Source organism: Trichocoleus sp. DQ-A2, from assembly GCF_039961915.1.
Lineage (GTDB): Bacteria > Cyanobacteriota > Cyanobacteriia > Cyanobacteriales > FACHB-T130 > FACHB-T130.
In genome coordinates this window covers 240,943-267,722 of the sequence record NZ_JAMPKD010000004.1, presented here as the reverse complement: position 1 = coordinate 267,722, position 26,780 = coordinate 240,943, and the positions used below count along the sequence as shown (strand labels likewise).

The 26,780-nt window shown below is 47.3% G+C and carries 21 protein-coding genes; 12 read left to right on the top strand and 9 right to left on the bottom strand.

Features of this window, described 5'->3' with window-relative positions; all coding sequences use genetic code 11:
• Positions 1-34 precede the first annotated feature (34 nt).
• From NC997_RS05600 to NC997_RS05585, 4 genes are all read left to right on the top strand, one after another.
• Positions 35-1,381: a metallopeptidase TldD-related protein gene (locus NC997_RS05600; RefSeq protein WP_190528504.1), complete on the top strand. Its 1,347-nt coding sequence runs from the start codon at positions 35-37 to the stop codon at positions 1,379-1,381.
• A gap of 408 nt (positions 1,382-1,789) precedes the next feature.
• Positions 1,790-3,223, top strand: a complete 1,434-nt coding sequence (locus tag NC997_RS05595; RefSeq protein ID WP_190528503.1) for an alkaline phosphatase D family protein — start codon at positions 1,790-1,792, stop codon at positions 3,221-3,223.
• Between the two features lie 180 nt (positions 3,224-3,403).
• Positions 3,404-4,399 (top strand): L-lactate dehydrogenase, encoded by a 996-nt coding sequence (locus NC997_RS05590; protein ID WP_190528502.1) that lies wholly within the window; start codon positions 3,404-3,406, stop codon positions 4,397-4,399.
• Positions 4,400-5,251: 852 nt separating this feature from the next.
• Positions 5,252-5,446, top strand: coding sequence for an NblA/ycf18 family protein (locus NC997_RS05585; protein ID WP_190412666.1), 195 nt, complete (start codon positions 5,252-5,254; stop codon positions 5,444-5,446).
• Positions 5,447-5,804: 358 nt separating this feature from the next.
• Here the strand turns inward: NC997_RS05585 and NC997_RS05580 are convergent, their stop codons facing one another.
• The 4 genes from NC997_RS05580 to NC997_RS05565 form a co-directional block, all read right to left on the bottom strand.
• Positions 5,805-5,972 carry a hypothetical protein gene (locus NC997_RS05580; protein WP_190528500.1) on the bottom strand — a complete coding sequence of 56 codons (168 nt, stop codon included), beginning with the start codon at positions 5,970-5,972 and terminating at the stop codon, positions 5,805-5,807.
• 37 nt (positions 5,973-6,009) lie between these two features.
• Positions 6,010-7,548 carry a serine/threonine-protein kinase gene (locus NC997_RS05575; RefSeq protein WP_190412665.1) on the bottom strand — a complete coding sequence of 513 codons (1,539 nt, stop codon included), beginning with the start codon at positions 7,546-7,548 and terminating at the stop codon, positions 6,010-6,012.
• 273 nt (positions 7,549-7,821) lie between these two features.
• Complete coding sequence (locus NC997_RS05570; RefSeq protein ID WP_190412887.1) at positions 7,822-8,277, bottom strand: hypothetical protein; 456 nt, start codon at positions 8,275-8,277, stop codon at positions 7,822-7,824.
• A 244-nt stretch (positions 8,278-8,521) separates the two neighbouring features.
• Entirely contained in the window at positions 8,522-9,034 is a 513-nt protein-coding gene (locus NC997_RS05565) for a hypothetical protein (protein WP_199292328.1), read from the bottom strand.
• Positions 9,035-9,101: 67 nt separating this feature from the next.
• Between NC997_RS05565 and NC997_RS05560 the strand changes: the two genes are divergently transcribed.
• A complete protein-coding gene (locus NC997_RS05560) occupies positions 9,102-9,272 on the top strand; it encodes a hypothetical protein (RefSeq protein ID WP_190437060.1) in 171 nt (56 codons plus the stop codon).
• A gap of 58 nt (positions 9,273-9,330) precedes the next feature.
• On the opposite strand, the gene rpsU is transcribed toward NC997_RS05560, so the two are convergent.
• The 5 genes from rpsU to patD form a co-directional block, all read right to left on the bottom strand.
• The gene (rpsU, locus tag NC997_RS05555; RefSeq protein WP_190412664.1) at positions 9,331-9,513 is read right to left on the bottom strand and encodes a 30S ribosomal protein S21; all 183 of its coding nucleotides are present in this window, start codon (positions 9,511-9,513) and stop codon (positions 9,331-9,333) included.
• 33 nt (positions 9,514-9,546) lie between these two features.
• On the bottom strand, positions 9,547-9,894 hold the full coding sequence (locus tag NC997_RS05550) for an RNA-binding protein (RefSeq protein WP_190412663.1): 348 nt from the start codon (positions 9,892-9,894) through the stop codon (positions 9,547-9,549).
• 183 nt (positions 9,895-10,077) lie between these two features.
• A complete protein-coding gene (locus NC997_RS05545) occupies positions 10,078-11,736 on the bottom strand; it encodes an ABC transporter ATP-binding protein (RefSeq protein ID WP_190528499.1) in 1,659 nt (552 codons plus the stop codon).
• 64 nt (positions 11,737-11,800) lie between these two features.
• Positions 11,801-12,370 carry a zf-TFIIB domain-containing protein gene (locus tag NC997_RS05540; RefSeq protein ID WP_190412661.1) on the bottom strand — a complete coding sequence of 190 codons (570 nt, stop codon included), beginning with the start codon at positions 12,368-12,370 and terminating at the stop codon, positions 11,801-11,803.
• 165 nt (positions 12,371-12,535) lie between these two features.
• The gene (gene patD, locus NC997_RS05535) at positions 12,536-12,925 is read right to left on the bottom strand and encodes a heterocyst frequency control protein PatD (protein WP_190528497.1); all 390 of its coding nucleotides are present in this window, start codon (positions 12,923-12,925) and stop codon (positions 12,536-12,538) included.
• Between the two features lie 375 nt (positions 12,926-13,300).
• Here patD and NC997_RS05530 point away from each other — a divergent pair, with 375 nt between their 5' ends.
• From NC997_RS05530 to NC997_RS05500, 7 genes are all read left to right on the top strand, one after another.
• On the top strand, positions 13,301-15,607 hold the full coding sequence (locus NC997_RS05530) for a bifunctional (p)ppGpp synthetase/guanosine-3',5'-bis(diphosphate) 3'-pyrophosphohydrolase (protein ID WP_190528543.1): 2,307 nt from the start codon (positions 13,301-13,303) through the stop codon (positions 15,605-15,607).
• Positions 15,608-15,715: 108 nt separating this feature from the next.
• Positions 15,716-16,702, top strand: coding sequence for a YegS/Rv2252/BmrU family lipid kinase (locus NC997_RS05525; protein WP_190412886.1), 987 nt, complete (start codon positions 15,716-15,718; stop codon positions 16,700-16,702).
• Positions 16,703-17,186: 484 nt separating this feature from the next.
• Positions 17,187-21,869, top strand: a complete 4,683-nt coding sequence (locus NC997_RS05520) for a response regulator (RefSeq protein ID WP_199306232.1) — start codon at positions 17,187-17,189, stop codon at positions 21,867-21,869.
• Positions 21,870-21,931: 62 nt separating this feature from the next.
• A complete protein-coding gene (locus NC997_RS05515; RefSeq protein WP_190412658.1) occupies positions 21,932-22,864 on the top strand; it encodes a PleD family two-component system response regulator in 933 nt (310 codons plus the stop codon).
• Positions 22,865-23,036: 172 nt separating this feature from the next.
• The gene (locus NC997_RS05510) at positions 23,037-23,870 is read left to right on the top strand and encodes a FecR family protein (RefSeq protein ID WP_199306231.1); all 834 of its coding nucleotides are present in this window, start codon (positions 23,037-23,039) and stop codon (positions 23,868-23,870) included.
• A gap of 250 nt (positions 23,871-24,120) precedes the next feature.
• On the top strand, positions 24,121-24,471 hold the full coding sequence (locus tag NC997_RS05505) for a hypothetical protein (RefSeq protein WP_190528496.1): 351 nt from the start codon (positions 24,121-24,123) through the stop codon (positions 24,469-24,471).
• A gap of 5 nt (positions 24,472-24,476) precedes the next feature.
• Positions 24,477-26,306: a diguanylate cyclase gene (locus NC997_RS05500; RefSeq protein WP_348257765.1), complete on the top strand. Its 1,830-nt coding sequence runs from the start codon at positions 24,477-24,479 to the stop codon at positions 26,304-26,306.
• The last annotated feature ends 474 nt before the right edge of the window (positions 26,307-26,780 follow it).

Genomic DNA, 26,780 nt, shown 5'->3' with positions numbered 1-26,780 from the left:
CCACACTCAACCATCCACAAATCTCAGGATTATCGTGACTCTAGCAAAAGGACCCAGTTTAATCAGTAAAGATCGGGCGATCTCTCTATTAGAAGAAGTTATTAAACAGTCGGAAGCCGAGGAGGTATTTGTCAGCCTCAGCACTGGTGAAGAATCCCTCAGCCGCTTCTCGGAAAATCAAATTAGCCAAAATATTAGTAGCACTCAGTTTAAGCTCACCATCACCAGTTACTTCGGACGCAAGAGTGCCTCTAGTTCTACAACAGATTTAGATTCAGATGCGATCGCATCCGCCATCAAACGCTCGGAAGAACTTGCCCGTTTCGCCCCAGAAGATCCGGAGTGGGTGCCACTGCTAGAACCTCAAGTTTACGAAGATCGCATCCCAGCCTTCGATGAGGTAACGGCAACCCTTTCACCGCTAGCACGAGGCGAAATTATCCAGCGTGTGTGTGCCATGAGTGCGAAGGCAGGAGTGGATGGTTCGGGAACCCTGAGTACAGAAACGAACTTATATGCGATCGGGAATTCGCGGGGACTACGCGCTTGCAATCAAACTACAGAGGCAGATTTCAGCTTTACCTCTCGCATTGGGGATGGTTCCTCGTGGTCTAATCGCTCCGCTTGGGCGCTTGAACAGTTGCCAATTGAGGAATTAACCCAGCAGCTAATTGAGCGGGCAATCAAGTCGCGCCAACCCCGCGAAGTCCATCCTGGCGCGTATCCAGTTGTCTTTGATGGAGCCGCTTTTGCTGCTTTGCTCCCTTGGATCGTCTGGAATTTGGATGCACGCGCAGCAGATGAAGGGCGGTCGTTTATGTCTCGCACTGATGAGTCAGGCAAACCCGCGGGTAACCGTTTGGGCGAAGCAATGTTTAGCCCCATCGTACAAGTACAGCGAAATGCCGCTCATCCTCTGTTGCAGTTAGGCACTTTCTTTGGCGATGGATTAAGCAATGACTACAAAGAAGTCATTCAGGACGGTATCCCTCAAACGCTTTCCTATAGCCGCTACTGGGCGGCACAGCAGGGCAAAAAGCCGACAGGCGCGATGTATCCAATTGTGATGACTGGCTCAGATCGAAGTCTAGCTGACCTAATCGCCCAGACAGAGCGAGGAATTTTGGTGAGTCGGGCTTGGTACGTGCGCTATGTGAATCCTCGATCATTAGTCGTAACGGGAATGAGTCGTGATGGCACCTTCTGGATCGAGAATGGTCAAATTGCTTACCCGATTAAAAACTTGCGCTTTAACCAGAGTTTGCCTGAAATGCTGCGGGATGTGGATGCTCTGAGTACAGTCCAACGCTACGGCAGCAGTGTTGTGCCTGGGGTACGAGTGAGGGCGTTTAATTTTAGCAGCGTGACTGACAGCGTTTGATTTATAAGGGTTCTGGGCAGCAGTTAGAAGCCAAAAAAAGCAGCGAGAGGAATAACGCGCGATCGCAAAGTATATCGCGCCGATGATTCGGTTCCTTGTGTTTGTCAGCTAAATGTCCGCTAAACCATCAATATCAACCGTTTCTAGTTAATATTGAAATTCGCAGACATTCTATCAAAGCCGAGTTTCAATTTGACCTTGTCCCACCTCAATTTTTATGACCCCGAACAGCGCCCCTGGCCCAATTCCCGTCTCGATTGTGCCAGTATCATTGGGCATACTACTCCCACTAGCACCCGCCTGTGGTTCCGGGCGTCTTCTCCTGGAGATTACTGGCTAGTATTTTCTCGCCATCGAATTCCTACCAATGGCACTCCGGAGATAATCAACGACGAAAAAGGGCATTGGTTGCGATTAACCTCTCCAAGTACTTCCCAAGAAATTTATAGCGTTACTCTTGTCCCACTCCAACTTAATCAAGAGCATGACTTAACAGGTGTAGTAGACCTAAAAAATCTCCAACCCGATACTCGCTATTATTACGCTCTATTTCACTTGGATAGAGAAAAACCCTGGGAACTGGGCAACGAACAAAACCTGTCATTTCAAACCTTTCCAGAACATCCCACAGAGGTGAATTTTGGGATGTTCAGTTGCCATATGCCTTACGACGAGCATCAGCTCCTCAATTTGGAAATGTGGGATAAATTTAAGCAAGAATTATTGGATACAAATGCAAATTTTTTGATAGGTACTGGCGACCAAGTATATGTGGATGGAGAAGGAAATAAACAATTAAATATCTGGAGCTGGTTGAAGAAGAACAAAAAACAAAACCCTTCTAAAATCGATATGATTTCCTGGTATCGAGATATCTATCGGGGTTATTGGGGCATCCCCCAGGTGCAACAACTTTTTCAAACTTTTCCCACCTATATGATATGGGATGACCATGAAATTATGGATGGCTGGGGTTCTTATACACCCAATGAATTAGCCGCACAGCTAGATACTTCATGGCAGTTGCGAAATACTCAAGAACATTTGCGGCTAGCAAATGAAATGTTTGAGGCTGCTAAGCAAGTTTATCAAGAATACGAACATTCTCATAATCCTCCTACAGATACCAGTATTGATCAATTTGACTATCAGTTCAATTGTGGATTCTGTAGTTTTTATGTATTAGATATGAGGGGACATCATGATTATAACCGGCAAGAGCTGCGTCTTTTAGGTGCCGAGCAGTGGAAACGTTTTGACGGTTGGCTAAATTCCCAATATGATTCTGAATCCCGCGTTTTATTTATTGTGTCGCCAGTTCCAGTCGTTCACTTTAAGAGCTTTGCTGTTAATAATTTAGACATCCCCTATTGGAAGTACACTGATGATTTACGAGATCATTGGGATCATAAATCTAATTGGGCAGAACGAGATCAACTATTAAAGAAGGTTTTTGAGGTTTCCCAAAAAACCAAGAAACCTATTGTATTTTTGAGCGGAGATGTACACATGGGAGCTGCTTTCAAGTTATCCCACGAGCAATCTCCATCGGCTAAAGTGTTTCAGCTTACTTCTAGCGGTATCGCCTATGCATCTTTAAGTAAATTTGCTATGAACATATTACAAAAGATAGTCATTGATGAAAATTTTATTGAAAGTAATGAAACTAAAAGTCCCTACAAAATAGAAAAAATATATGTATGTACTAAAAATAATTTTAGCTTGCTTCATGTAAAACAACTTGCCCATGGAGCGTTATCTATTATTTTTGATTTGTTTAGTAGTGACTACGGAAATAAAACTTTTGATAGAGAAAGAATCGAGTTAAACAAGGTTTCATAGAAGTAGCGAATTGTTAAAATTAACGCCGTGGTTTAGCGTTCCCAAAACATTCTGGAGACGCTAAAAGACTGTTGTTGAGACACAATGATAAAAATAATTAAAGGAAAAGAAGGTTAGCTTTATCTGAAAAGGATTGGTTTTCGATATCATTACATCAACGACATTTTCCATCAGATAGATATGTTTGAAGAATTATTTACAACCCCTACCGAGACTAATCTTGACTTAGCGATCGCTCGTCGTCCCCGGAAGGGAGTCATTATTGGTGCAGGTCAGGTAGGAATGGCTTGCGCTTACTCAATCCTGATTCAAAACACCTTGGATGAAATGGTGATTGTTGATGTTAATCGAGAAAAGCTAGAAGGGGAAGTCATGGATTTAGTCCACGGGCTACCCTTTGTCGAACCCAGCTTAGTACGAGCAGGAACCCTAGAAGAGGGGGAAAATGCGGATATTGTAATTGTTACAGCAGGAGCAAAACAAAAGCCTGGAGAAAATCGGTTAAGTTTGGTGCAGCGCAACATCGAAATCTTTAAAAATTTGATTCCAGAAATCGTGAGATGTTCTCCAGGAGCGATTCTCTTAATCGTCTCGAATCCAGTAGATATCATGACCTATGTTTCCTGGAAGCTTTCTGGGTTGCCGAGTTCTAGTGTGATTGGTTCGGGCACGGTGTTAGATACAGCTCGTTTTCGCTATCTGTTAGCCCAAAAGTTACAAGTTGACCCGCGTAGTTTGCACGCATACATTATTGGGGAACATGGAGACAGTGAAGTTCCCGTTTGGAGCAAAGCCAATATTGCGGGAATGAATTTATTAGATGTTCATGACAATAATGATTTAACGAAAACTGCACAAATTGACGAGATTTTTCAACAGGTCAAGAACGCCGCCTATGAGATTATCCAACGCAAAGGAGCAACTTGCTACGCGATTGGTTTAGGGGTTACTCAGATTGTGCAAGCAATTTTACGCAATCAAAACAGAGTTTTGACTGTTAGTAGTTTGATAAATGGTCTTCACGGAATTAATGATGTTTGTCTGAGTTTGCCTGCGGTCGTAAATCGTCAGGGTGTTACCAGGGTTCTGAATTTCTCTTTGACCCCTACAGAGTCAGAACAATTGCAACGATCTAGTCAAATCCTGCGCCAAACGATTCAGCAAGTCAACCTTTAATCTCTCAGATATCAGTTTAAGAGGATATTTGAAAAGTAGTATAGCCATTTTAAATCGAATGGCACTGACATAAGAGCCTTGAGATAAATCTCTCACCTTAAAGCTTTTAACCTGTTTTCACAGGTTGAAAGCTTTTGTTCTGGCAGTATTTTAGTCAGTTTTAACTGACCTTAGCTCTTAGCCCAAACTTTAGTTTAGGGTTTTAGTTCAGGGCTTAAGTCAGCGCCATTCATCTTAAATCATTCATGAAATCTTCCATCTCTCTTCTTTCCCTTCCTTAGCGCTATGCAGTGCGAAGGCGCAAGCTGAGCGCCATACTGCTCCACTACGAGATCGCTAATGCGATTAATTCTGACAACCCTTGAGGATTGCTCGATGAGCCTATCGTAGGGGCGGCTACCGCATAAGTCGCCCAAATGCAGAAAAGGCAGTACCGACTGGATGGTGCCATAACCGACTTCTCAGACATCCTCTGGGTGGGTAGAGTCACTTGAGAGAGCAAATGTGTTGAATGCAATGTGTTTAGGGAACTGCATTGCGTCTCCAGTGGTTGAAGAGCGGCACTGCTATGGCTTAGTAAGTATATTTACTTAGCCGTTTGTTCGTGATGAGCAATTTTCCCTCCAACAACTTGCTAAAACTACCTCAACCCTAGATGAAACTTTCTGGGGACATATTCCATCTTTGGGATCAACTGAAGTATACACAAAGAAAGATGGGCATTTTGTCAAATTATTGTTATCTTTCGTAATAACAGGGAAATGGTTAGACGGTTCAGCGATGTTCAGCCCTTACCCTGTGAGTGCTTCAGCGATTGATAAACATACACTCTCTCTAAAGTCGGAGCTTACCATGAACCAACCTATCGAACTGTCTCTCGAACAACAATTCAGCATCCGTTCCTTTGAAAGCCAAGTGGAGAATATGAGCCGCGAACAAGCTCAGCACTTCTTGGTCAAACTCTATGAACAAATGGTGATGCGCGAAGCTACATACAAGCATCTTCTGAAGCACCAATGGGGCTTAGAGCCAAATCCTCAGGAATAGAGTATCCGTGTCGCAGTGGGCGACCTCCGTCTCTTGCTTTGTTCCTCAGGGGAAAGAAGCTGGGGGTGCTGGGGCGTCAACTTCAGTTTCAAGAAAGTTGAGTTTTAGGAAATTGCTTACGGTTGGAAGCGTTGTCTATTTAAATATCCGAAGGACAAAGATAATATCTTGTAGTAAGGAAGCGTGTTTAAGTAGATGAACGTAGACCAAGATTTCTCGGTTGGCGTGTCAAGCTTGCTGAATTGGTACCGATTTTTCAGAGTTTTGACATGAAGTTGAATAGTTTATGACAAGTTTGGCAGTACTGGCATAAGCGAAATTGGTTTTTTGAGTTTAGGTTTTCGTACTACAAAAATTTTCATACTACAAAAATAAATGCGACAGCTTGATCGCTGTGCAGACATGAGCGAAAGCGAGAACCGCTAGCGAATAGACGCTTTGCAGGCACGCCTGCGGGCATAGGCGACGCGATCGCATCAAGTGTAAAATTAAAAACAATCAAGCGCGAGTCTATTGGACTCTTCATGAACTCCTGACTCTCTTGCCCTAACTCAGCACCCAGACTATCCTGAGATATCCGAAGAATAATCTCCGGTCTGAACAGATTCCAGCTTCATCAAAATCTTGGGCTTTAGCTTCTCAAACTCTTGCTTGAGCAGACTTTTACTCATTTGGGGCTGAGCCACTGAGGGTAAGGTTTGGCTTGTATTTGCCCACTCTTGCAACATTTGGCGTTGGACAGGGGCAATTGTGGAAATCATTACATTCGCGCACCGATGCGGTTCCTCCAAAGCAAAGAACAAAATCCGGTAAATCCCGTTTTCTCCCAGTTGTCGCACAATATCCTGACCCATAGAAGTTTTTAGATCCAGGTAGCAACTGAGCCAGCGAGGGCCTTGTTCGCGGTTGTGCAGGGCGGTAATCCACAGCAGCATGGGATGAGGAGACATCAAAAACAGAAACTGATTGTAGCGAGTGCTGATCAGGCGATTCTGAATTTCCGGTTTGTGAAGCATGACCCACAGGGTAGGTAAAACTTCGCGGCTAGTGCGAAGTAGATGGGGAAATACAATCTCTGCAATTGGTTTGTTTTTAGGCCAGGAAGTTAAGCGGCAGACTTCATCGGCTGTCGGGGCGTTCTTAGGTTTGGGATCGGCTACGACGGGCAGTTTAGATAGAACTTCTCCAATCCGCTGACCTAATTGCCGACCTTGACCAAAACGTTGCTCCAATGGCTCTAATGCTTGCAACACTTGAGCCGCATTTTGGGGGCGATCGCTAGGGACTTTTGCCAAACAGCTCATCACTAAGCTTTCTAGAGATTTTGGCAATTTTAGATCGGGATTAACCGAATCAAAAGTTCTTGGGGGGATAAAGTGATGAGCTTTATACCAGCCGCCAAACGAGTGAGTCTCTGCCATTAAGGGCATCTCAGCCGTCAACATCTCAAACATCATTACGCCCAGACTATAAATGTCAGAGCGCTTATCCAGTTCTCTGCCCTCCATTTGTTCTGGAGAACAATAAGCTAAAGTGCCCATAAACGAGTTAGTCTGAGCGATGTCGGACTGGAGCAGCTTGGCGATGCCAAAATCCAGAATCTTGACTAACTCACCTAAAGTCGTATCTTGAACGACTGTAATATTACTAGGCTTTATATCCCGATGAATAATCGGACAGACTTCACCATCTATGAGGATGCCCTGGTGAGCGCATTGTAGCCCTAAACAAATTTGGCGAGTGATATTCAAAAATCGGGGCAAGGACAGGGGCCGGTCTTTGAGAACCTCGCTCAGACTCTCCCCTTGGAGAAATTCCATGACGTAGAACGGGATTTCGTTCTCGTCCACGCCATAATCCCTGACTCGGACAATGTGAATACTTTTTTCTCCCAAAACAGCGCAGATGGTTGCTTCTCGCTCAAAGCGATCGCGCATTTTTTGGTTTAGTAGCGTCTGAGAGAGGAACTTAACCGCGACGGTGACACCTCCCAGTAACATATCCCTGGCTTGATACACTCGACCCATTGCGCCTTTGCCTACCAACCCTAAGAGTTGATAGCGATTGGCGAGTAAGCGATCGGTGTTGGGGTCTGTCATCATAATTTGGCTCCTAAAATCGGGAGCATTTGTAATATTTACCTATAGGGAACTATTAACTTTATCTCGAAGGATGAAGTCTTATGTCTTCAGGATGGAGTTTTAAGCCTTCAAGCGAAAACAGATATTGAGTTCCACGCAAGAAACCGGAAAGACCAGTAAACGTTCTTTCCTACTTCATACCTCTTACTTTATATTTCCCAAATTCCACTTCATATTTCACACTTTATACTTCTTACTGACCATCTAGAGCCTGAAGCTGAATTTCTAGAGCGATCAAGAATATGATTGTGGCTGACGCTCCATCGTTGCTTCCATCGTGCTAGTCAAATAATGACCCGCCATGATGCCACTAGAAAGGTAGTAGGTATTCTCATTGAGACGGTGCAAGGTATCGAAACCAGTGCGCCGCTGGCGATCGCCTAATACCCAGTAACGCTGAACGATCGAATCTGGCGTAACCCAGCCCTCGCCCTCAACACGACCTAAAAGATTGTGCTGTAGTACATAGGTATATTGGCGTTCCCCAGCATCAAATCGCCCACGATATTGTAAAGAAATTTCCTCGCGGGCGCTGCCTGGAAAGCTCAGCTTTGTCACCATTGTGAACCAGTTTTCTCGACCCCAGGCCACTAATGTTCTGCCACTCACGGTGATTGGCATCTCGTGACGCTCCAGCCAATTTCCTTGGAGCGTCCATCGTCCTGCCTCCATTAAAAAGGTGTGACCCACGGTTGTCACCTTGCTGCCTGCTTGAAACGCCGCCTTTAAACGATTCTTCCCTTCCAGGATGAATATTCAAGGCGACAAGTAAGTTTAGTATAACCGGAGTCTTGGGACGTAAAGTGGAATACGCTTGTGCGGCTTTATCCCAAAATCAAACTAAGGAATCTTTTATAATTCTAGTCCCTCGATCCCCAGGACAGTTTATCAATGTTATCTGTGATATCGAAAGATTTTCAGGTGAAATCCGGCCTTATATTCCGGCTCTTCTACTCCTAGACACCTCTGCACCTCGGTTCTTCGGTTCCGGAAGTATCGCGGGAACGAAAGATTGAGACTTTGAGGAGTCTGCAATCTTCAAAGCAGAATGAGTCCAAGCATCATTGGACAAAGGCCCTTCGGATACTTTAAATTCAAATGGATGAGGAGGGTCTTGAACAAGTGACAGGGAACCCCGATCGTGCGCTTTCACTAAGCTGACGACCCAAGGTAGAAAGTCTAAGATTTCCTCTGGTAGTACAGTTAACTCGAAGTACCAACCCTGATTAAGTCCTCGACATTCCCTTCCCCATTGTGCCGTTGTGACTCTACCAGCGCTCTTATTAATCGCCACTCTTAAAAGAAATGGGCGTTGAGGAATTAACTTGTCTGGTGCAGTGTATGCGTAAATACTTATATAGTTCACTTGGCTCCGATTGTCTATCCAAGATGCAATCGGAAAGTTACTACTATAGGAACTTCCAGTAACTCTTACTGGCACATTCATAGCAGTAGCAAAGAGAGAATAAAACTCACGCCTTAGGTCAGCGATAATACGTATTGCTTCTGGGGTCATGCTTGCTAAAATTTGTAGAGAAAAATACAAGAAATGGCTCTATTTCAAAACTTGTGATGGTGATGCCTTTAAATTTTGCTTTAAAGCCTCACCAGCTTTTGAAATAGAGCCTAAGCAAAGATCGCTTGATAGCAAGCTGTTAAACGCTCTTGAGGCTGCGTTGTGCTGAAGAATGTTACAGATGAAGTTATTAATCTGTCTTAAACTCGATTTTCGGACGGTAAGACTTAATAACGGAAACGCTTCTTACGCCTTCTCGCGATCGCTTTGCGCTTGCGTTTTTCCAAAGGAGTCTCAAAGTGACGTTGCCGTCTTATATCTGGAAAAATCCCTGCTTTAGAGACTTGACGCTTAAATCGGCGCAGGGCTGACTCAATGCCTTCATTTTCGCCTACAACTACTTGGGTCATCCGGTGTCCTCCTAAACTATTTGATTAATTGCATTAGTAGCGTCGATAGCCGCCACCACCACCGCCGCCGCCGCCACCGCCACCGCCTCTATTGTTGCCGCCCCAGCCACCACCAGGACGACCTCCGCCTCCTTTATCCTCACGAGGCTTAGCTTTGTTCACTTTTAGCTCTCGTCCCATCCACTCAGCGCCGTTGAGAGCTTCAATGGCGGCAGTTTCTTCAGTTTCTGTATCCATTTCCACAAAAGCAAAACCACGCATCCGACCTGTCTCGCGATCGGTTGGCAACTGAACCCGCTTAACGGTTCCATACTCAGCAAAAACATTACTGAGGTCGTCTTGCGTAACTTCGTAGGATAGGTTGCCTACATAGATTGACATGGAATGTCTCCAGAATCAAAAAAGTGGTGTAGAGAGTTAGATCCGGAGAAACTGCCTGTCAGTAGAAATAACAAACACTACAGCCGAATATAAGTCTATGTTTAAGGATTTTAACACACCATTTAGTCCCTGACTCTGAAGCCGATCGTAGATGCCATGTTGTGCTGACCAGTCAAAACAATTCTATTTTGGCTGCTGCGATACCAGTAAAGGGGCGGCTTGTAGCAACGTCTGGGTGTAGGGGTGCTGGGAATTCGTAAAAATCTCGTGGGTTGAGCCGAGTTCGACAATACGACCGGCATTCATAACTGCAATGCGATCGCACAAAAATCTTGCCACAGAGAGGTCGTGAGTAATAAACAAATACGTTAAATCGAATTCCCGCTTTAACTCTAACATCAACTCCAGTACTTGTGTCTGGACGCTAGCATCTAGCATACTCACTGGTTCATCGCAGATTAGCAGTTTGGGTCGAGTAATCAAAGCACGAGCGATTGCGACCCGTTGCTGCTGTCCCCCCGACAAATCCGAGGGATACCGCTGATAATACTCGCTTGTAGGCGTTAAACCTACTCGCTCTAGCATCTGCATTACCTGCACTTTCGCTTCATCGGGGCTAGCTAGTTTGTGGATAAACAGGGGATCGGCAATACTTTCACCGACTGTCATCAGCGGATTGAGACAAGCATGGGGATCTTGAAACACCATTTGCATTTGCCGTCGCGATGCCCTCACGGCTTTAGTAGACATCTGAGCTAAATCCTGTCCCAGAAACTCAACGCTTCCTTTCGTTGGGCGAATTAACTGCAAGATCGTCCGGGACAAGGTACTCTTCCCGCATCCGGATTCTCCCACTAAGCCTAAAATTTCCCCTGGATAAAGTTCCAAGTTGATATCATCTACCGCTTTAATAACGGGGACATTCTTGGAAAGAAACTGTCCGATGAAATTGCTCTCTAAGGTGTAGTACTGCTGCAAATTTTTGATTCGCAGAAGGGGAGTTGGTAATGAATGATTGCTCTTCGGCTCCTCAACTTCCGTGTCATATTTCCTGATGTGAAAAGCCGCGTCCAAAAGCGATCGCGTATATTCGTGTTGCGGTTGCCGAAAGATAGACTGGGGTGAGCCAGTTTCTACCATCTTCCCGGCATACATCACTGCAATGCGATCGCAATACTCTCCCACCATTGCCAAATCGTGAGAAATCAGCAACAATGCCATCTCTCGTTCCCGGCACAGTCGCGTCAATTCTTGTAAAATCTGTGCGGCTACGGTTACGTCCAAACTGGTCGTAGGTTCATCTGCCACAATTAGCTTTGGGTTGAGAAGCAAGGCCAGCGCGATCGCGACTCGTTGCCGCATTCCTCCACTAAACTCGTGAGGATACTGCGACCATCGACTTGCCGGGATCTTCACCGCATCCAAGGTTTCGAGTACCTTTTCTTTCATCTGTTGCCGTGACAGATGAGGTTGATGACTCCGGAGCGTTTCCAGACAGTGCTTCCCAATGGTCATCAGGGGATCGAGGCGCGTCATCGGATCTTGAAACACCAGCGCCACCGCTTCCCCCCGAAACCGCCGTAACTGTGCCGGAGTCAGATCGAACACGGAATTCCCAGCAAACGTCACCCGCCCCTCAACGCGAGACGAAGCTGGTAACAAGCGCATCGCCGCCCTTCCCAGAGTTGATTTACCGCAGCCCGATTCTCCCACTAATCCCAGTTTCTCTCCAGGTTCTAAAGTGAAAGAGACATCATCCACTGCCCAAGAAGGCATGGCAGTAGATCGACGGCTGGGATAAGCAACCCGCAGATTTTCTACACAAAACAGGCTCTCAGTCATTCGGTAACGGGGAATAAGGAATGGGTGATGAACAATTAGTAATCCAACAAGGTCGCAATTTCCGCTATTTTGTGACGCCTACTTGCCGCATCAGATAGGCGACACCAAAATCTCCATTCGGATGTTTTGCTAACTGTTCCGCCAGCTCAAACACACGCGCTGCCAATTCGGGACCGAGTTTTTCCATTGTGGCTTCACGTTCTTTCTCGGATTGTTGCTGTTTTTCCACCTTGATCTGCCATTCACTGGAAAACAGCTGCTCAATCGTCGTGTGCAACCCTAATTGAGATAGTACCTCCCACTCTCCGCGATCGCACCAAATCCCATTACAATTCAGGCAACGCTCTACATAAAACGGCGTTTTCAGCCTTACCTTGGCGCGAGATAAATAACGACCGCACTCCGGACACAGTGCTGCTTTGGTATCAAAGGGAGACTGCACAAAATCCACATTTAGGATTTGAGCGATAGATTCCGGATCTGCGGGAGTCAGTTCCGGTTGCTGTGCTTGCCATGCTTCGTATTCAGCAGAGGGAATCCAGGTTCCCTTGCAATCCGTGCAGTGTTTTACAGCTAAATTTCCCGCCAGGGTGCCATCGAGTAGCGATACACTCTTACATTTTGGACAGTTCACCAGTTTTTCTTCCTCTCCTAGTTTAATTTTTTATTAATTTACTCTGTTTTTTCGGACATCTTGCACTTGCACCAGACAGCGACTCCTGCGATCCTTTGCTGTCAAAGCGGGTGGGTTTATCAAGGCAATCTGCGAGATACCAGAGAAAGCCGGTGAAATCCGCCCCTATATTTCTCCCTGGCTTTCCCGATCTCCGTCTGCTTGCAGGAGGGCTTGACAGTAGCCAATCAGGGTTGATAAGCGATCGCTTATCGCCGCTTGTCGAGGATTAGCGGTTGCCGAACGGCGAGACGCCTGCAAAAATGTCATATCCATCTCTAAAAGTCGCAGCGCTCGATAGATTTCCGTCTGGAAAGACCTCCACCGAGGCTCAATCTCTGGGTCTAATTCATCACCCGTCAAAATGGTAATTTGCTGTGCAAAAACTTGTTTGACGTGTTGAAATTTTTCACCGATCCCTTCTTGTTCTTGATTAGCGGCTGTCATTGTATGCAGCAGCTGTTCTAGAGCTGTCAAAAGTTCCTGATAACGTTGTTGGTAAGACTGAGGCAACATTGGCACGTTGTTCCGCTAGAATCAATGTAAAGAATTTTGTCTATTCAACAAGGCAATTGCTAAGCACCAGCTAACTGGTGTAGGCTTGCAATCTTCAAGCAAGCTTTAGGTAAGGGCAAGAGCGATACGTCGCACCGGAAGCGCGACGCGCAGTAAGCGTAGGCATTAGCCAAGCGGTATCTTGGTGGATCGCTCTATTTCTGACAATATTCTTACCCTCGACCCTTGACAATTGAAAATCCAAAATTCAGCGAACCTAGGGACTCTTCAATGCAGACCCTAGGAGATGCCCTTTTAGCCTCTAGACAAAATCATTTTCCACGTCAGCACAACTCCTCGCTATTTTTACTCTTTATGCTCGACCTGCTCAACACTATGAACTCACAAGCTCCAACTTCTACAATTAGTTGTGTCATTCCTGACTGGCTACAGGAATGTTTGATTGCACGCCATGAGGACAATCAAACCACCAAACAGCCCACAACGTCCGAAGGGGGAAGTGTCAAAGTTTTCCCAACGCCTGCGGAGGCTGATTTAATCTGTCGCGCCTTTGAATTTGCTTACCAGTTACACGAAGGTCAGACTCGTAAATCCGGGGAAGCTTACATCTGTCACCCGGTCGCCGTTGCTGGTCTTTTACGAGACCTAGGCGGCGGCGCTGCCATGATTGCGGCTGGCTTTCTGCACGATGTGGTAGAAGATACGCCCGTCACCCTCGACGAAATCGAACAGCGGTTTGGCTCAGAAGTGCGGCTGCTGGTAGACGGTGTCACCAAACTTTCTAAATTTTCAGAAACCTTTTCCAGCAAGACCGAACGCCAAGCTGAGAACTTCCGTCGAATGTTTCTGGCAATGGCTCAAGATATTCGGGTAATTGTGGTGAAGCTAGCCGACCGGCTGCATAATATGCGAACGCTAGAACACCTGCCTGATGCCAAACGGCGGCGAATTGCCCAGGAAACGCGAGAAATCTTCGCACCGCTGGCAAATCGCTTGGGGATCGGACGATTTAAGTGGGAACTGGAAGATTTGACGTTTAAGTATCTCGAACCCGAAGCCTACCGGCAAATACAAGAGTTGGTGGCAGAAAAACGGGCAGACAGAGAGATTCGATTAGCGAACGTCAAAGAAATTCTGCGGCAGGGACTCGCCTCATCTAGTATTACCTGCCTTGACATCAGCGGGCGTCCCAAGCATTTGTATGGGATTTACCAGAAGATGCAGCGACAGCAGAAGGAATTTCACGAAATCTACGACTTGGCAGCAATTCGGGTGATTGTTCAGACAAATGAAGAATGCTACCGCGCCTTAGCTGTCGTTCACGATGCCTTCCGACCGATCCCCGGTCGATTTAAAGACTACATTGGTTTACCGAAGCCCAATCGCTATCAGTCCCTGCATACGGTAGTTCTCGGAATTACGGGTCGTCCCTTAGAAGTGCAAATTCGGACTTTGGAAATGCATCACATTGCCGAGTACGGGATTGCAGCTCATTGGAAATATAAGGAAACGGGGAGTTCCAGCCGTACCCAAATGACCGCAACCGATGAGAAGTTTACCTGGCTGCGGCAGCTCTTGGAATGGCAAAGCGATCTCAAGGATGCTCAGGAATACCTGGAAAACGTCAAAGACAACTTATTTGACGATGATGTTTATGTGTTTACACCCCAAGGGGATGTGGTGCCTCTTACTGGGGGTAGCACTCCCGTCGATTTCGCTTACCGGATTCATACAGAAGTGGGGAATCACTGTGCGGGGGCGCGGGTAAACGGACGGATGGTGACGTTAGACACGCTGCTGAGGAATGGAGACATTGTTGAAATTATCACTCAGAAAAATAGCCGTCCCAGTTTAGATTGGCTGAATTTTGTGGCGACAACCGGGGCGAAGAACCGGATTCGCCAATGGTACAAGCGATCGCATCGGGATGAAAATATTACTCGCGGTCGAGAACTGCTAGAAAAAGAATTGGGCAAAAGTGGCTTTGAATCTCTGCTGAAGTCAACCCCCATGCAGTCGGTCGCCGAACGATGTAATTACCACAGCGTCGATGATTTATTGGCTGCTCTCGGTTACGGGGAAGTCACTCTCAACCTGGTAGTCAATCGCATTCGAGAAGCCGTGAAAGCAACTCAAACGATTGCGACTGCCCCCGACCCAATAAAAGATTTTGCAGCGGCTGTTGCACTTCCAACCTCGAAAAGCCCCATCCCAGCTCCCAGCACCAAAACGCCTATCGCTGGTGTGGAAGGGTTACTGTATCATCGCGCTGGATGTTGCGGGCCGCTCCCTGGTGAAGCGATTATTGGTGCAGTCACACGCGATCGCGGAATTTCGATTCACCGCCAAGGGTGCAATAATGTGGCGAATGTCCTAGGCGATCGCTTAGTCCCCGTTAGCTGGAACCCCACCGACTCAAGCGGACGTCCTCAAACCTATCAAGTTAGCATTCAAATTGAAGTGCTTGACCGCGTCGGAGTCTTTAACGATATCCTGTCCCGTTTAAGCGATGACAATATTAATGTGCGGGGTGCAGGCGTGAAAACATCAGACGGGCGACCGGCAATCATCGACCTATGCATTGATATCCGCGATCTCCAACAACTGGAGCGGTGTTTTACCCAAATTCGCCAAATCAGCGACGTTCTCAATTTACGTCGCTTCGGTCAAGGATGTGAATAGAGATACTGCGGTGATTCGTCATTCGCCACTGGTAATAGACTCATACAGTGGGCGAATGACAACGACTCACCGCTGATCACAACGGACTAATGACTAATGACTAATGACATAAAACGCTCTGCCTGTCTCATCTTTAATCCAGTTGCCGGTCAAAGCGATCCCGATCAAGATTTGGCAAAAATCCGGGCACTTTTAGAGCCGGAAATTGACCTAGATATTTATCTGACAACGCCTGAAATTGACGCTGCTCAACTGGCAAGAGAAGCAGTGGAACGCGGTGCCAGTACCATCATTGCCTCTGGTGGTGACGGTACCCTCTCAGCCGCCGCCGATGCCTTGGTGGGGACGAACATTCCAATGGGCGTGATTTCAAGAGGAACCGCAAATGCCCTGGCGTCTGCTTTAGGGCTACCGGATACGATAGAGGCCGCCTGCGAGACAATTTTGGGGGGTATAACGCGGGTCGTGGATGCCGCCTACTGCAACGGCAAACCGATGATATTACTCGCGGGGATTGGTTTTGAGGCAGAAGCCGTCGAACGGGCGGACAGAGAGACGAAGAACCGCTTGGGGATGATGGCATACATCCTGGCAGGAATTCAACAGTTGCGGCAGTTCAACACGTTTGAGGTTGAGATTGAGACGGAAGACAAAATCGTGAAACTAACCGCTGCTGCTGTAACAATTGCCAATGCTGCACCCCCCACATCCATTTTGGCTCAAGGTCCAGCGGGCATTCTTTTTGATGATGGGTTGCTCGATTTAACCGTCGTGGCACCGAGTAATGTTGCCGGAGCGATCGCTGCCTCCTATCATTTACTTCAAACTGCCCTAAGCGGCAGTGCCACAGAACGAGATGACATCGGCTATCTGCGAGCCAGACGGATTCAGGTACGAACCAATCCACTGCAAAAAGTTGTCGTAGATGGGGAAATTATCGGCACCACTCCGATTGATGTCGAGTGCATTCCTGGCGGCCTAACGCTCTTAGTCCCCCTTCTCGAAGAATTGCCAGTTACAGAAAAACTTGAAGGTTTACCCAGTGTAATCATCGAATCCAAGCAGGACTTAATTCCGCCTGAAGAGGTTGATTAGTCTGTCATTCGTCACGATAGCGGTTCTCGCTTTGTTGCAATATATCCTCGTAACCTCACCCTAAAGCCCTCATCGAAAAGCAGTGAAGGGTTTGGGGTGGGGTTAAACTCTTAAGAGCGTTGAGGAGCATGGATTTGAGGGACGAAACTCATCATTAACAAGAGGTTGATGTTAACGAAAAGCGCTCTACCTATCCTCCAAATCATTAACTTTGTCTGTTAGGGCAGTCGTAACCAACCAAGGACTCGTAACTAAGCGCTAAAAACGACTCACAAGTGAGCGATCGCCAGCGCCAACGAATATGCTTTCTTAAATGTAAGGGCAGCTTATATTGGACACAGGTTGAAGTGGGAGTTATCTGCCCGGAAAGTTAACCTGGAAGCCGAACAACCGCTCGCAAAAGCCAGACAGACCTTCAGGGGATGAAAGCCCACAAACATCAGAGGAAGAGTTTCTGGGGCTGTATCGGCTCTAGTTCATATTGATGATGAAAATCCTTCGTCCTATCCTGCGATCGCTATCCAGACACCTTAGCAAGCCGCCTCTAAGGTATTTGCTGTTTCAGCAACCCAAAAAAAACCCAAGTCTTCTGCCTCAAGGGGAGAGCGAATATTCTTCTTTTGAGCGGCAACCATTCTTTCCGCTAAACAGCGACGCAGCCAGCCTTGAGGCTGAAGCAAATCGGCTCAAGGCACTTTATCGCTATGAAATTCTCGATACTCCGGCAGAACAGGCATTTGACGATCTGACTGCACTGGCTTCCCACATTTGTAACACTCCCATTGCCCTCATCAGCCTGGTTGATGGCAATCGCCAGTGGTTTAAGTCGAAAATCGGTCTGAAAGCAACAGAAACAGCAAAGTATTTAGCGTTCTGCGCTCACACAATTTTAAAATCAGATGAATTATTAATTGTACGCAATACGTTAGTTGATGAACGCTTTGCCAGAAATCCTCTGGTGACATCTGACCCTTATATCCGGTTTTATGCCGGAGTTCCCTTGGTAACGCCCGATGGCTTTGTTTTGGGCACCTTATGCGTAATTGACCAGATTCCTCGAAAGCTCATGAGCCAACAAATTGAAGCGCTCAAAGCGTTGGCGCGGCAAGCGATCGCTCAGATGGAACTCCGAATTCATCTCAATCAATTAGAACGCACTGTTTCTCAGCATCAACAGGTAGTGGAAGCGTTAGGAGAAAGCGATAAAAAATATCGCTCTGTCGTCGATAACGTCAAAGAAGTAATTTTTCAAACAGACGTCACGGGTTTGTGGACCTTTCTGAATCCGGCTTGGACAGAAATCACCAAATTCTCGATTGCCCAAAGTCTTGGCACTCATGTTCTAAACTACGTTCATCCTGAAGATCGCCAACGCAATATAAAACTGTTTCAAGCTCTGATTCAATGCCAAACAAAATTTTACCGACAGGAGATCCGCATCCTAACCGCTGATGGCAGCTTTTGCTGGCTTGACGTTTATGCCTGCGCGACACTGGATGTTAGCGGAAGTATCGTGGGTATTTCCGGCACCTTGAATGACATTACGGATCGCAAGCAAACTGAAGAGGCACTCCAAAAGACAACCAGCTTGCAGCGGGCAATTTTGGATAGTGCCAACTACACGATCGTTTCTACAACACCAGATGGCACAATTTGTACCTTTAATGCCGCCGCCGAGAGATATTTAGGATACGCTGCTGCTGAAGTCGTGGGCAAAACAACACCCCTGCGATTTCACGATTCACGCGAAGTATTCCGGCGTGCCCAAGAATTGTCACAGGAGTTGGGAATCCCCATTGATCCAAGGTTTGAAGTTTTTGTTGCCAAGGCGCGTCGTGGAGAAGTGGACGAGCGCGAATGGACGTTTATCCGCAAAGATGGTAGTCGTTTTCCCGTGCTGGTGTCGATGACGGCGTTACGGGATACTGAGGGCAACATTACTGGGTTTCTCGGAATTGGCAGCGACATCACGCAGCGCCAGCAAGCGGAACACGAACTGCGAGAGAGCGAGGCAGGGTTACGAGCGCTGTATGAAGTGACGGCAGCTCAAGGCGGAAAAGGAACGCCGCTACACTTCGACCAACGCATCCAGCGGATGCTGAAAATGGGATGCTGGCGATTTGGCTTAGAAATCGGGACGCTAGCGAAGATTGAAGGGGATAAATATTACCTGATTGCTGCTCAGGTGCCCGAAAACTCACCCATTCATCTTGCCAAAGGAAATCTTTTCGATGTTAAGCAGACTTATTGCGGTGAAGCACTGCGCTGCGACGAACCGATTTGCTTTGAGTCCGTTGAGCGATCGCAATGGTACCAGTATCCGGCAAATACCCCTTTCAGAATAGAGGCATATATTGGTACTAGGGTAGTGGCAGGCGGGATTGTTTATGGTACCCTCAGTTTCTCCAGTTTAAAGGTGCGATCGCAACCATTCACGGTGGTAGACAAAGAGCTAGTGAAGCTCATGGCACAGTGGGTAGGAGGTGAAGTTGAGCGGGCAAAAGCCCAAGAAGCCCTACAACAGCAAGTTACCAGAACTTTGCTGCTTAAACGGATTACCCAAGAGATTCGCGCCAAGCTAGAAACACAAGAAATTTTTCAAACGACTTGTAAGTTATTGGGCGAAACATTCGCGGTGAATCGCTGTTTAATTTACTCATACATCGCCACCCCTAAACCACAAATTCCCCTAGTGGCAGAGTATTTGGAGCCTGGGTATGATTCGATAATGGATGTACAAATCCCCGTTGTTGGCAATCCCCATGCCGAACAAACAATTGCTCAAGATCGCGCGATCGCTTCCTCAAATGTCTATGCCGATCCGCTGCTCAAAGAAACTGTTTCTCTGTGTCAGCAAATTCAACTCAAATCGATGCTGGCGATTCGCACTTCCTATCAAGGAGAAACTAACGGTGTGATTGGCTTGCATCAATGTAACACCTTCCGTGAGTGGACTCAAGAGGAAATTGAATTACTCGAAGCAGTGGCAGATCAAGTCGGTATTGCTCTGGCTCAAGCTTGCCTATTAGAGCAAGAAACCCGCCAACGCGAACAATTAGCTCAGCAAAATGTTGCCTTAGAAAAAGCAAAACAAGAGGCAGAAGCAGCTAACCGTGCTAAAAGTGAATTTTTAGCGACCATGAGCCACGAAATCCGCACTCCCATGAATGCGGTAATTGGCATGACTGGGTTACTACTAGATACCGAACTCAAGCCACAACAGCGAGACTTTGTAGAAACCATTCGCAACAGCGGCGATGGCTTACTCACAATTATTAATGACATCCTTGACTTCTCTAAAATTGAGTCCGGTAAGCTGGAACTGGAACAGCAACCTTTCAATCTGCGAGATTGTATCGAAGAATCGCTTGATTTGCTAGCTCACAAGGCGGCAGAAAAAAACTTGGAATTAGCGTATTTGATAGATCCTTCTGTACCGAAAATGATTGTGGGGGATGTAACGCGACTCCGCCAAATTCTGGTGAATCTAATTGCGAATGCTGTTAAATTCACACCCCAAGGGGAAGTTGTGATTTCGGTAAAAGCTCGTCAATTGGGAGAACGAGGCAGAGGGACAGGGGGGCTGGGGAGCTGGGGAGCGAATTTAGAACAAGAAATTGCTCATCTTACAGATGAGATGAACAAACCGATTTCTGTTGAAGAACTAGAAGAAAAAGCTGCAATCCAACATCGAAAACCCAAAATAAAAAATCACAAATATGCGATTCGTTTTGCCGTTAAAGATACCGGCATTGGGATTCCTTCTGACCGTATAGACCGTCTATTTAAACCCTTCAGCCAGGTTGACTCCTCTACAACTCGCAACTATGGCGGTACGGGGTTGGGATTAGCGATTAGCCGACAATTAACAGAAATGATGGGCGGTAGAATTTGGGTAGAAAGTGAAGGGGGTCAGGGTTCCACATTTTATTTCGCTGTTGTCGCCACCTCCGTTCCCACTTCAACGCTTGCTGACAGCAGCGACTCCCAACAACTGTTAGCTGGAAAACGGTTGTTGATTGTGGATGATAACGCGACCAATCGGCAAATTTTGACTTTGCAGGCGATCGCGTGGGGAATGATCTCCCGCGCCGCCACCTCTGGGGAAGAAGCCCTGAACTGGCTGAGCAATCAGGAGACCTTTGATATTGCGATTCTGGATATGCAAATGCCGCAGATGGATGGCTTGAATTTAGCGGCAGAAATTCGCAAACTACCCAATACTCGGACGTTGCCATTGGTGATGTTAACTTCTCTGGGCAAGTCGGAGATAGAGCTACAAGCACAGCAAGCAAATTTTGCCGCCTTTCTGAATAAACCGATTAAACAATCTCAGCTCTACAATGTCTTAAGCAGTCTGCTTGGCGAACCCGCTGCGCTGCCAAGCCCGCGTCCCCATCCCGAACCGATTGACCCGAATCTAGCGCAACGGCTACCGCTGCGAATTCTGTTAGCCGAAGACAATGTCGTCAACCAAAAGGTGGCGCTGCATCTATTGGGGCGTCTGGGATATCGAGCGGATATCGCCAGCAACGGTTTGGAAGTGCTGCAAGCGCTGCAACGCCAGCCCTATGATGTGGTTCTGATGGACGTGCAAATGCCGGAAATGGACGGATTGAGCGCTACGCGACGGATCTGTGAGGAATGGCCCTACGAGCAACGTCCCTGGATTATTGCCATGACGGCGAATGCGATGCAGAGCGATCGCGAGGAGTGTTTGAGCGCGGGGATGGATAATTACGTCAGCAAGCCGATCCAGATGGAGGCGCTGCTGAAGGCACTCGCTGCTTTGCAGCCGCTTCCCCGCCTCCCCATCTCCACCTCTGCCGTTGATTTCCAGGCAATCCAAGGGCTTTGCGATATGTTTGGAGAGAATGCTTCATCTGTTCTGGTGGAAGTCATTGATAGCTTTTTGGAAGATACACCCCAAATATTGCAAGTCATTCGGAATGCAGTAGATGCTGGAGATACCGTGGCGCTGCGACAGGCGACTCACACGCTTAAGTCAACCAGTGCGACGCTGGGTGCTATGACCCTATCCAATTTGTGTAAGCAACTCGAAGCGATCGCGAAAGACGATACTCTAACAGGAACACCGGAAATCGCATCGCATCTGGAGGCGGAGTATGAGCGCGTGCGCTGTGCGTTGCAAGATTTCCATCTTTGATCGAGATTGAAACCTCCGTCCGGAGTACATCCTATACCAATTTACGGATAGGTCTAATAAAAATGCTTTCCCTTCCCCAAGAACCCTCTATCGTCCTCGTGGTAGACGACGACAGAATCATGCGTCAGCTACTGTGTCAAGCAATGCAACAGGAAGGATACCAGGTTGTTGAAGCGAGCAATGGAGAGGAGTGCTTGAGTGCTTATGTTCGCTTTCAGCCGCATATTGTCTTGCTCGATGCCATGATGCCGGTAATGGATGGCTTCACTTGCTGCTCCAGGCTACAAGACATCCCTTCATGCGATCGCACTCCCGTATTGATGATTACAGGTCTTGACGACAAAGAATCCGTTGACCGAGCTTTTGAAGTCGGAGCCATTGATTTCGTTACCAAACCTATTCACTGGCCCGTACTGCGTCAGCGGGTGAGGCGTTTAATCCAACAATTTCAACTTTATCAACAACTGGAGGTGGCAAACCGAGACTTGCAGCGACTTGCGACCTTCGACAGTCTGACGGGACTGGCAAACCGCCGTCGATTTGATGAGTATCTTGGTCAAGAGTGGCGGCGAATGTTACGCGAACAACTGCCCCTGTCTCTCATCTTCTGCGATATCGATTTTTTCAAAACCTACAACGATACTTACGGGCATCAAGCTGGAGATATTTGTTTACAAACTGTTGCTAGTGCCCTGTTTCGGGTGGTCAAGCGCTCGACAGATTTAGTCGCACGCTATGGCGGCGAAGAATTTGCAGTGATTTTGCCTAATACCTCTGCTGCGGGTGGGTTGCAAGTCGCAACGGAAATTCGACAGGCTGTGAAATCTTTAGAAATTGTTCATACCAAGTCTGCTGTTAGCCAGTATGTAACGCTGAGTTTGGGTGTCGCTGGCGCGATTCCTTTGCATGACGCCTCGCCAGAAGCGTTACTTAAGGAAGCCGATGAGGCGTTGTATCGGGCAAAAGCAGGGGGACGCGATCGCGTATGCTCCTAGAGGCAGCTTCTGGCGATGATGCATCGGTGGATACAATCAGCCACGCAGATATAAAAGGTGATATAAAGTGCGATCGCTTAATCAAGTTAATATGCACAAATCATCTGAAAAAATTAAAACTGCAAAATCAAATTAGTAATTTTTAATTTTTAATTTCTACAAGAGGTGAGCGGTGAAAAGTCGTAGAGCATTCGTGTCTCTCCTGCTGTTGGTGGCTCTCTTAAGCATCGGTACAGACTCAGTGGCAAAACCTTTGCAGGTTCGACTCAACCGACGGTTAGAAGTCGTTTCCTATGCAGGTAAAGTCACCTATAAACTTAGAGACGCTGCTGGGTCGGTTAGGGTCGGCTTGCGCCTTGAGGATGTGGGGGATACTATCACAACAGGCGACGAGTCTAAAGCCGTCCTAGCCGTCGATACCGGCATTGGCTTCGTGAATGTCTCAGAAAATACCACTCTGCAAGTACAACAATTGCAGACAATGCCTGATGGGGGTAAAATTACGCGGCTTCAAGTCACGGGGGGACAAGCTCGCCTGGAGGTACGACCGTTTACCAATCCTAATTCGCGCTTTGAAATTAAAACACCTGCCGGTTTGAGTGGCGTTCGCGGGACGCAATTTGGTGTGAGCGTCAAACCCAATGGCAAGACGAGCGTTGCCACCCTAGAAGGGAGCGTGGTCGAAGAAGCTCAGGGGCAAGCCGTAGAAGTCAATGCTGGGTTTCGGACTTTAGTGATTCCTGGCGAACCCCCTTCCCAACCAATTCCTTTAAAAGAAGAGGGTGAATTAGAGATCCGAGTTCTGGCGGCGATAGAGGGCGATCGCGTACGCATTCGCGGTCTAATCGATCCGTTCAATCTGTTGATCGTGGCGTCTACTTTACAGAATGTGGAGCGCACTGGTGAATTTGATATTACAGTACCACTGCCTAAGCAACGGAAAATTCAAGCGGTTGTGGTAACTCCTTTGGGACAACGGCAGGCGTATGAACTGCTGGTTCCGTGAGGTTGGTCGTTAGACTTGCTCAGTGCATTTTATCTGCAACCCTTCTCCCTAAAATCGCCTCGCTTTTGCCAACGCATTTTATGTTCGCAAAAGCGAATTACGCGATCGCTTAAACCTTTCGACAATAATAGAATTTAGAACCTTGGGGCATCTCAACTGACTTTTTTGGATGACCGGGGAGTGTCGTTTTGATTTAAACCCCCGGTAGATTGAGACTCTTTAAAACACCCCTCTTAAACAACAAACTCAAATGCGCTTTGATTGCCCAGCTTCCTGGCATGATTTCCAGGATGAAGCCTTCGTGCTTACGTTCCAGCAACCCCAATCGCATCTAGAACGTCGCCAACTAGAGAAAGCGCTGCGTCAAAAGGTAGGGAAATTGAAGCAATGTTTTAGCACCCTCTTCCAACCTGCCTCGATGTACTTCATCCCAGTGCAGGTTGGGACAAATCAACCGCAAGTTTGGAATGCAGCCACACTCACAGCCGAAGGCAGGAAAAATAAAGCATTCTTCACGGATGCCAAAAAAGCGTGCGGGCTGTATTGGGACAACTTTTTAAAAGTTTTTGCCGATTTATTTACGGGCGCGATCGCTTTATGACGGACATGACTCCTGCTCACCAGGCAGAGGAACGCTATGTCCTAGCCGTTAATGCCGGTCAAGTAGGACTTTGGGACTGGGATCTCCAAACTGGTGAAATGTATCTCACCGCTAGCTGGAAAGCGATGCTGGGCTATCGCGAAGACGAAATTGACAACCGTATAGAGGCTTGGCTCCATCTGGTACATCCGGATCAGCGGGAATGGGTGATGACGGCTGCAAGTATTTATCTCGAAGGGTTGACACCCCAGTATGAAATCGAACATCGGATGATCCACAAGAATGGCAATATCCGGTGGTTTCTCTGTCGGGGGATTGCATTTCGAGATGAGCAAGGCATACCTTATCGTATGGCAGGGTCAATCACTGATATCACCGAGCGCAAGCGAACCGAGGAAGCGCTTCAGGAAAGCGAGTATCGGTATTACACCTTAGCTAAAATGTCGCCGGTAGGGATTTTCCACACAGATGTAGAAGGGAACTGTTTGTATGTCAACGAGCGCTGGCGCGAACTGGCAGGATTGACCCTGGCGGAAGCACTCGGAGAAGGTTGGACGAAAGCGCTGCATCCCGACGATCGCGATCGCGTCATCAGCGAATGGAAGCAGGCGATAATAGAAAACCGGCGATTTGCCTCAGAGTATCGGTTTGGGCGTGCGGATGGAGTCGTCACCTGGGTGTTTGGTCAGGCGGTGGCGGAACAAGGAGTAGCCGGTACGACGGTTGGTTTTATTGGCACGCTCACCGATATCACCGAACGCAAGCAGGCGGAGGAGGCACTGCGACTGCAAGTTCTCAGGGAGCAACTGATAGGGGCGATGCTAGAGCGCATCCGTCAGTCTCTCAATCTCAGCGAGATTCTGAACACGACGGTGGCAGAAGTGCGGCAATTTCTAGCGTGCGACCGGGTGATTATTTATCGTTTCGAGGCTGGCTGGCGCGGGGTTGTGGCGGTGGAGTCTGTAGATCCCAATTGGACTTCGATGCTGGGAACTCCCGTCTACGATCCCTGTTTTAAGGAAAAGTACGCCCAGCTGTATCAGCAGAGTCGGGTTCAAGCGATCGCAGATATTTACAACTCAGGACTGGGTCAGTGTCATATCGATGTGCTGGAGCAGTTTCAGGTTAAAGCGAACTTAGTCGTTCCGATTCTGCAAGGGCAACAGTTGTGGGGGTTGCTGATTGCTCATCATTGTTCGCAACCCCGACATTGGCAACCGTGGGAAATCGATCTGCTCTCTTCTTTGGCGATGCAGGTGGGTATTGCGATTCAACAAGGGCAACTCTATGAACAATTGGAGGCAGCTAACCAAAAGTTGCAGCGCCTTGCGACTTTGGACGGTCTGACGGGTCTGCCGAACCGACGCCGGTTTGATGAGTACCTAGATCAGGAGTGGCGGCGTCTGAGACGAGAAAAAGTGCCCCTGTCTCTGATCTTGTGCGATATTGATTTTTTCAAACTCTACAATGACACCTATGGTCATCAAGCCGGGGATACTTGTTTAATTACCGTCGCCAGTGCGATCGCTCAAGCTGTCAAGCGACCCGCGGATTTAGTCGCTCGATACGGGGGCGAAGAATTTGCCGTAATTTTGCCCAACACTACACAAAATGGGGCATTGCAAGTGGCAGAAGAGATTCGAGTGGCAGTGCAAGACTTAAAGATTGTCCATAGCCATTCTTTAGTTAGTCAGTATGTGACGCTGAGTTTGGGCGTTGCGACTACGGTTCCCGACTGCGATACTTCACCAGAAATATTGTTAAAGACAGCGGATGAGGCGCTTTATCAGGCAAAAGCTCTGGGACGCGATCGCGTTAGCCGATGCTGCTCTTAGCCACTCTTCGGGTTAGTGTCTGCGGTTCTTAACAGCTATAACCATCCGGCACTTTCCCGATGACCTGTGATGAGTGAAGTTTAGTCTATTTTTAAAAATATCGTTACAATTATAACTTTTTAAAGTTGTTTTCCCTAACCAGCCAGCTCCCAACTTCTTAGCTTTATAGAGCAATTTTATAGGGTTATGAGACTTTACGATTACTTTTTTTTGATGAAAATTGCTCTTAAATTTTAGACTGCTAAGACAACAAAATAGTTCCTTGAATCTTTCATAGATTTGTGCCACTTTCCAAACAGTCCACTGGCAGTAAGCCTCTATTTGAGGAAATGCTACTTCAACCCATTGCCAGAGGTAAAAACATTATTCAGGCACTAAAATATTTACTGTTATTTTGGGATTTAAAGATCTTAAAGCCATTGCCTGTAGGGGAATGCTGAGACTTAAAAGATTTAGCAATCCTTGATTTGAGCG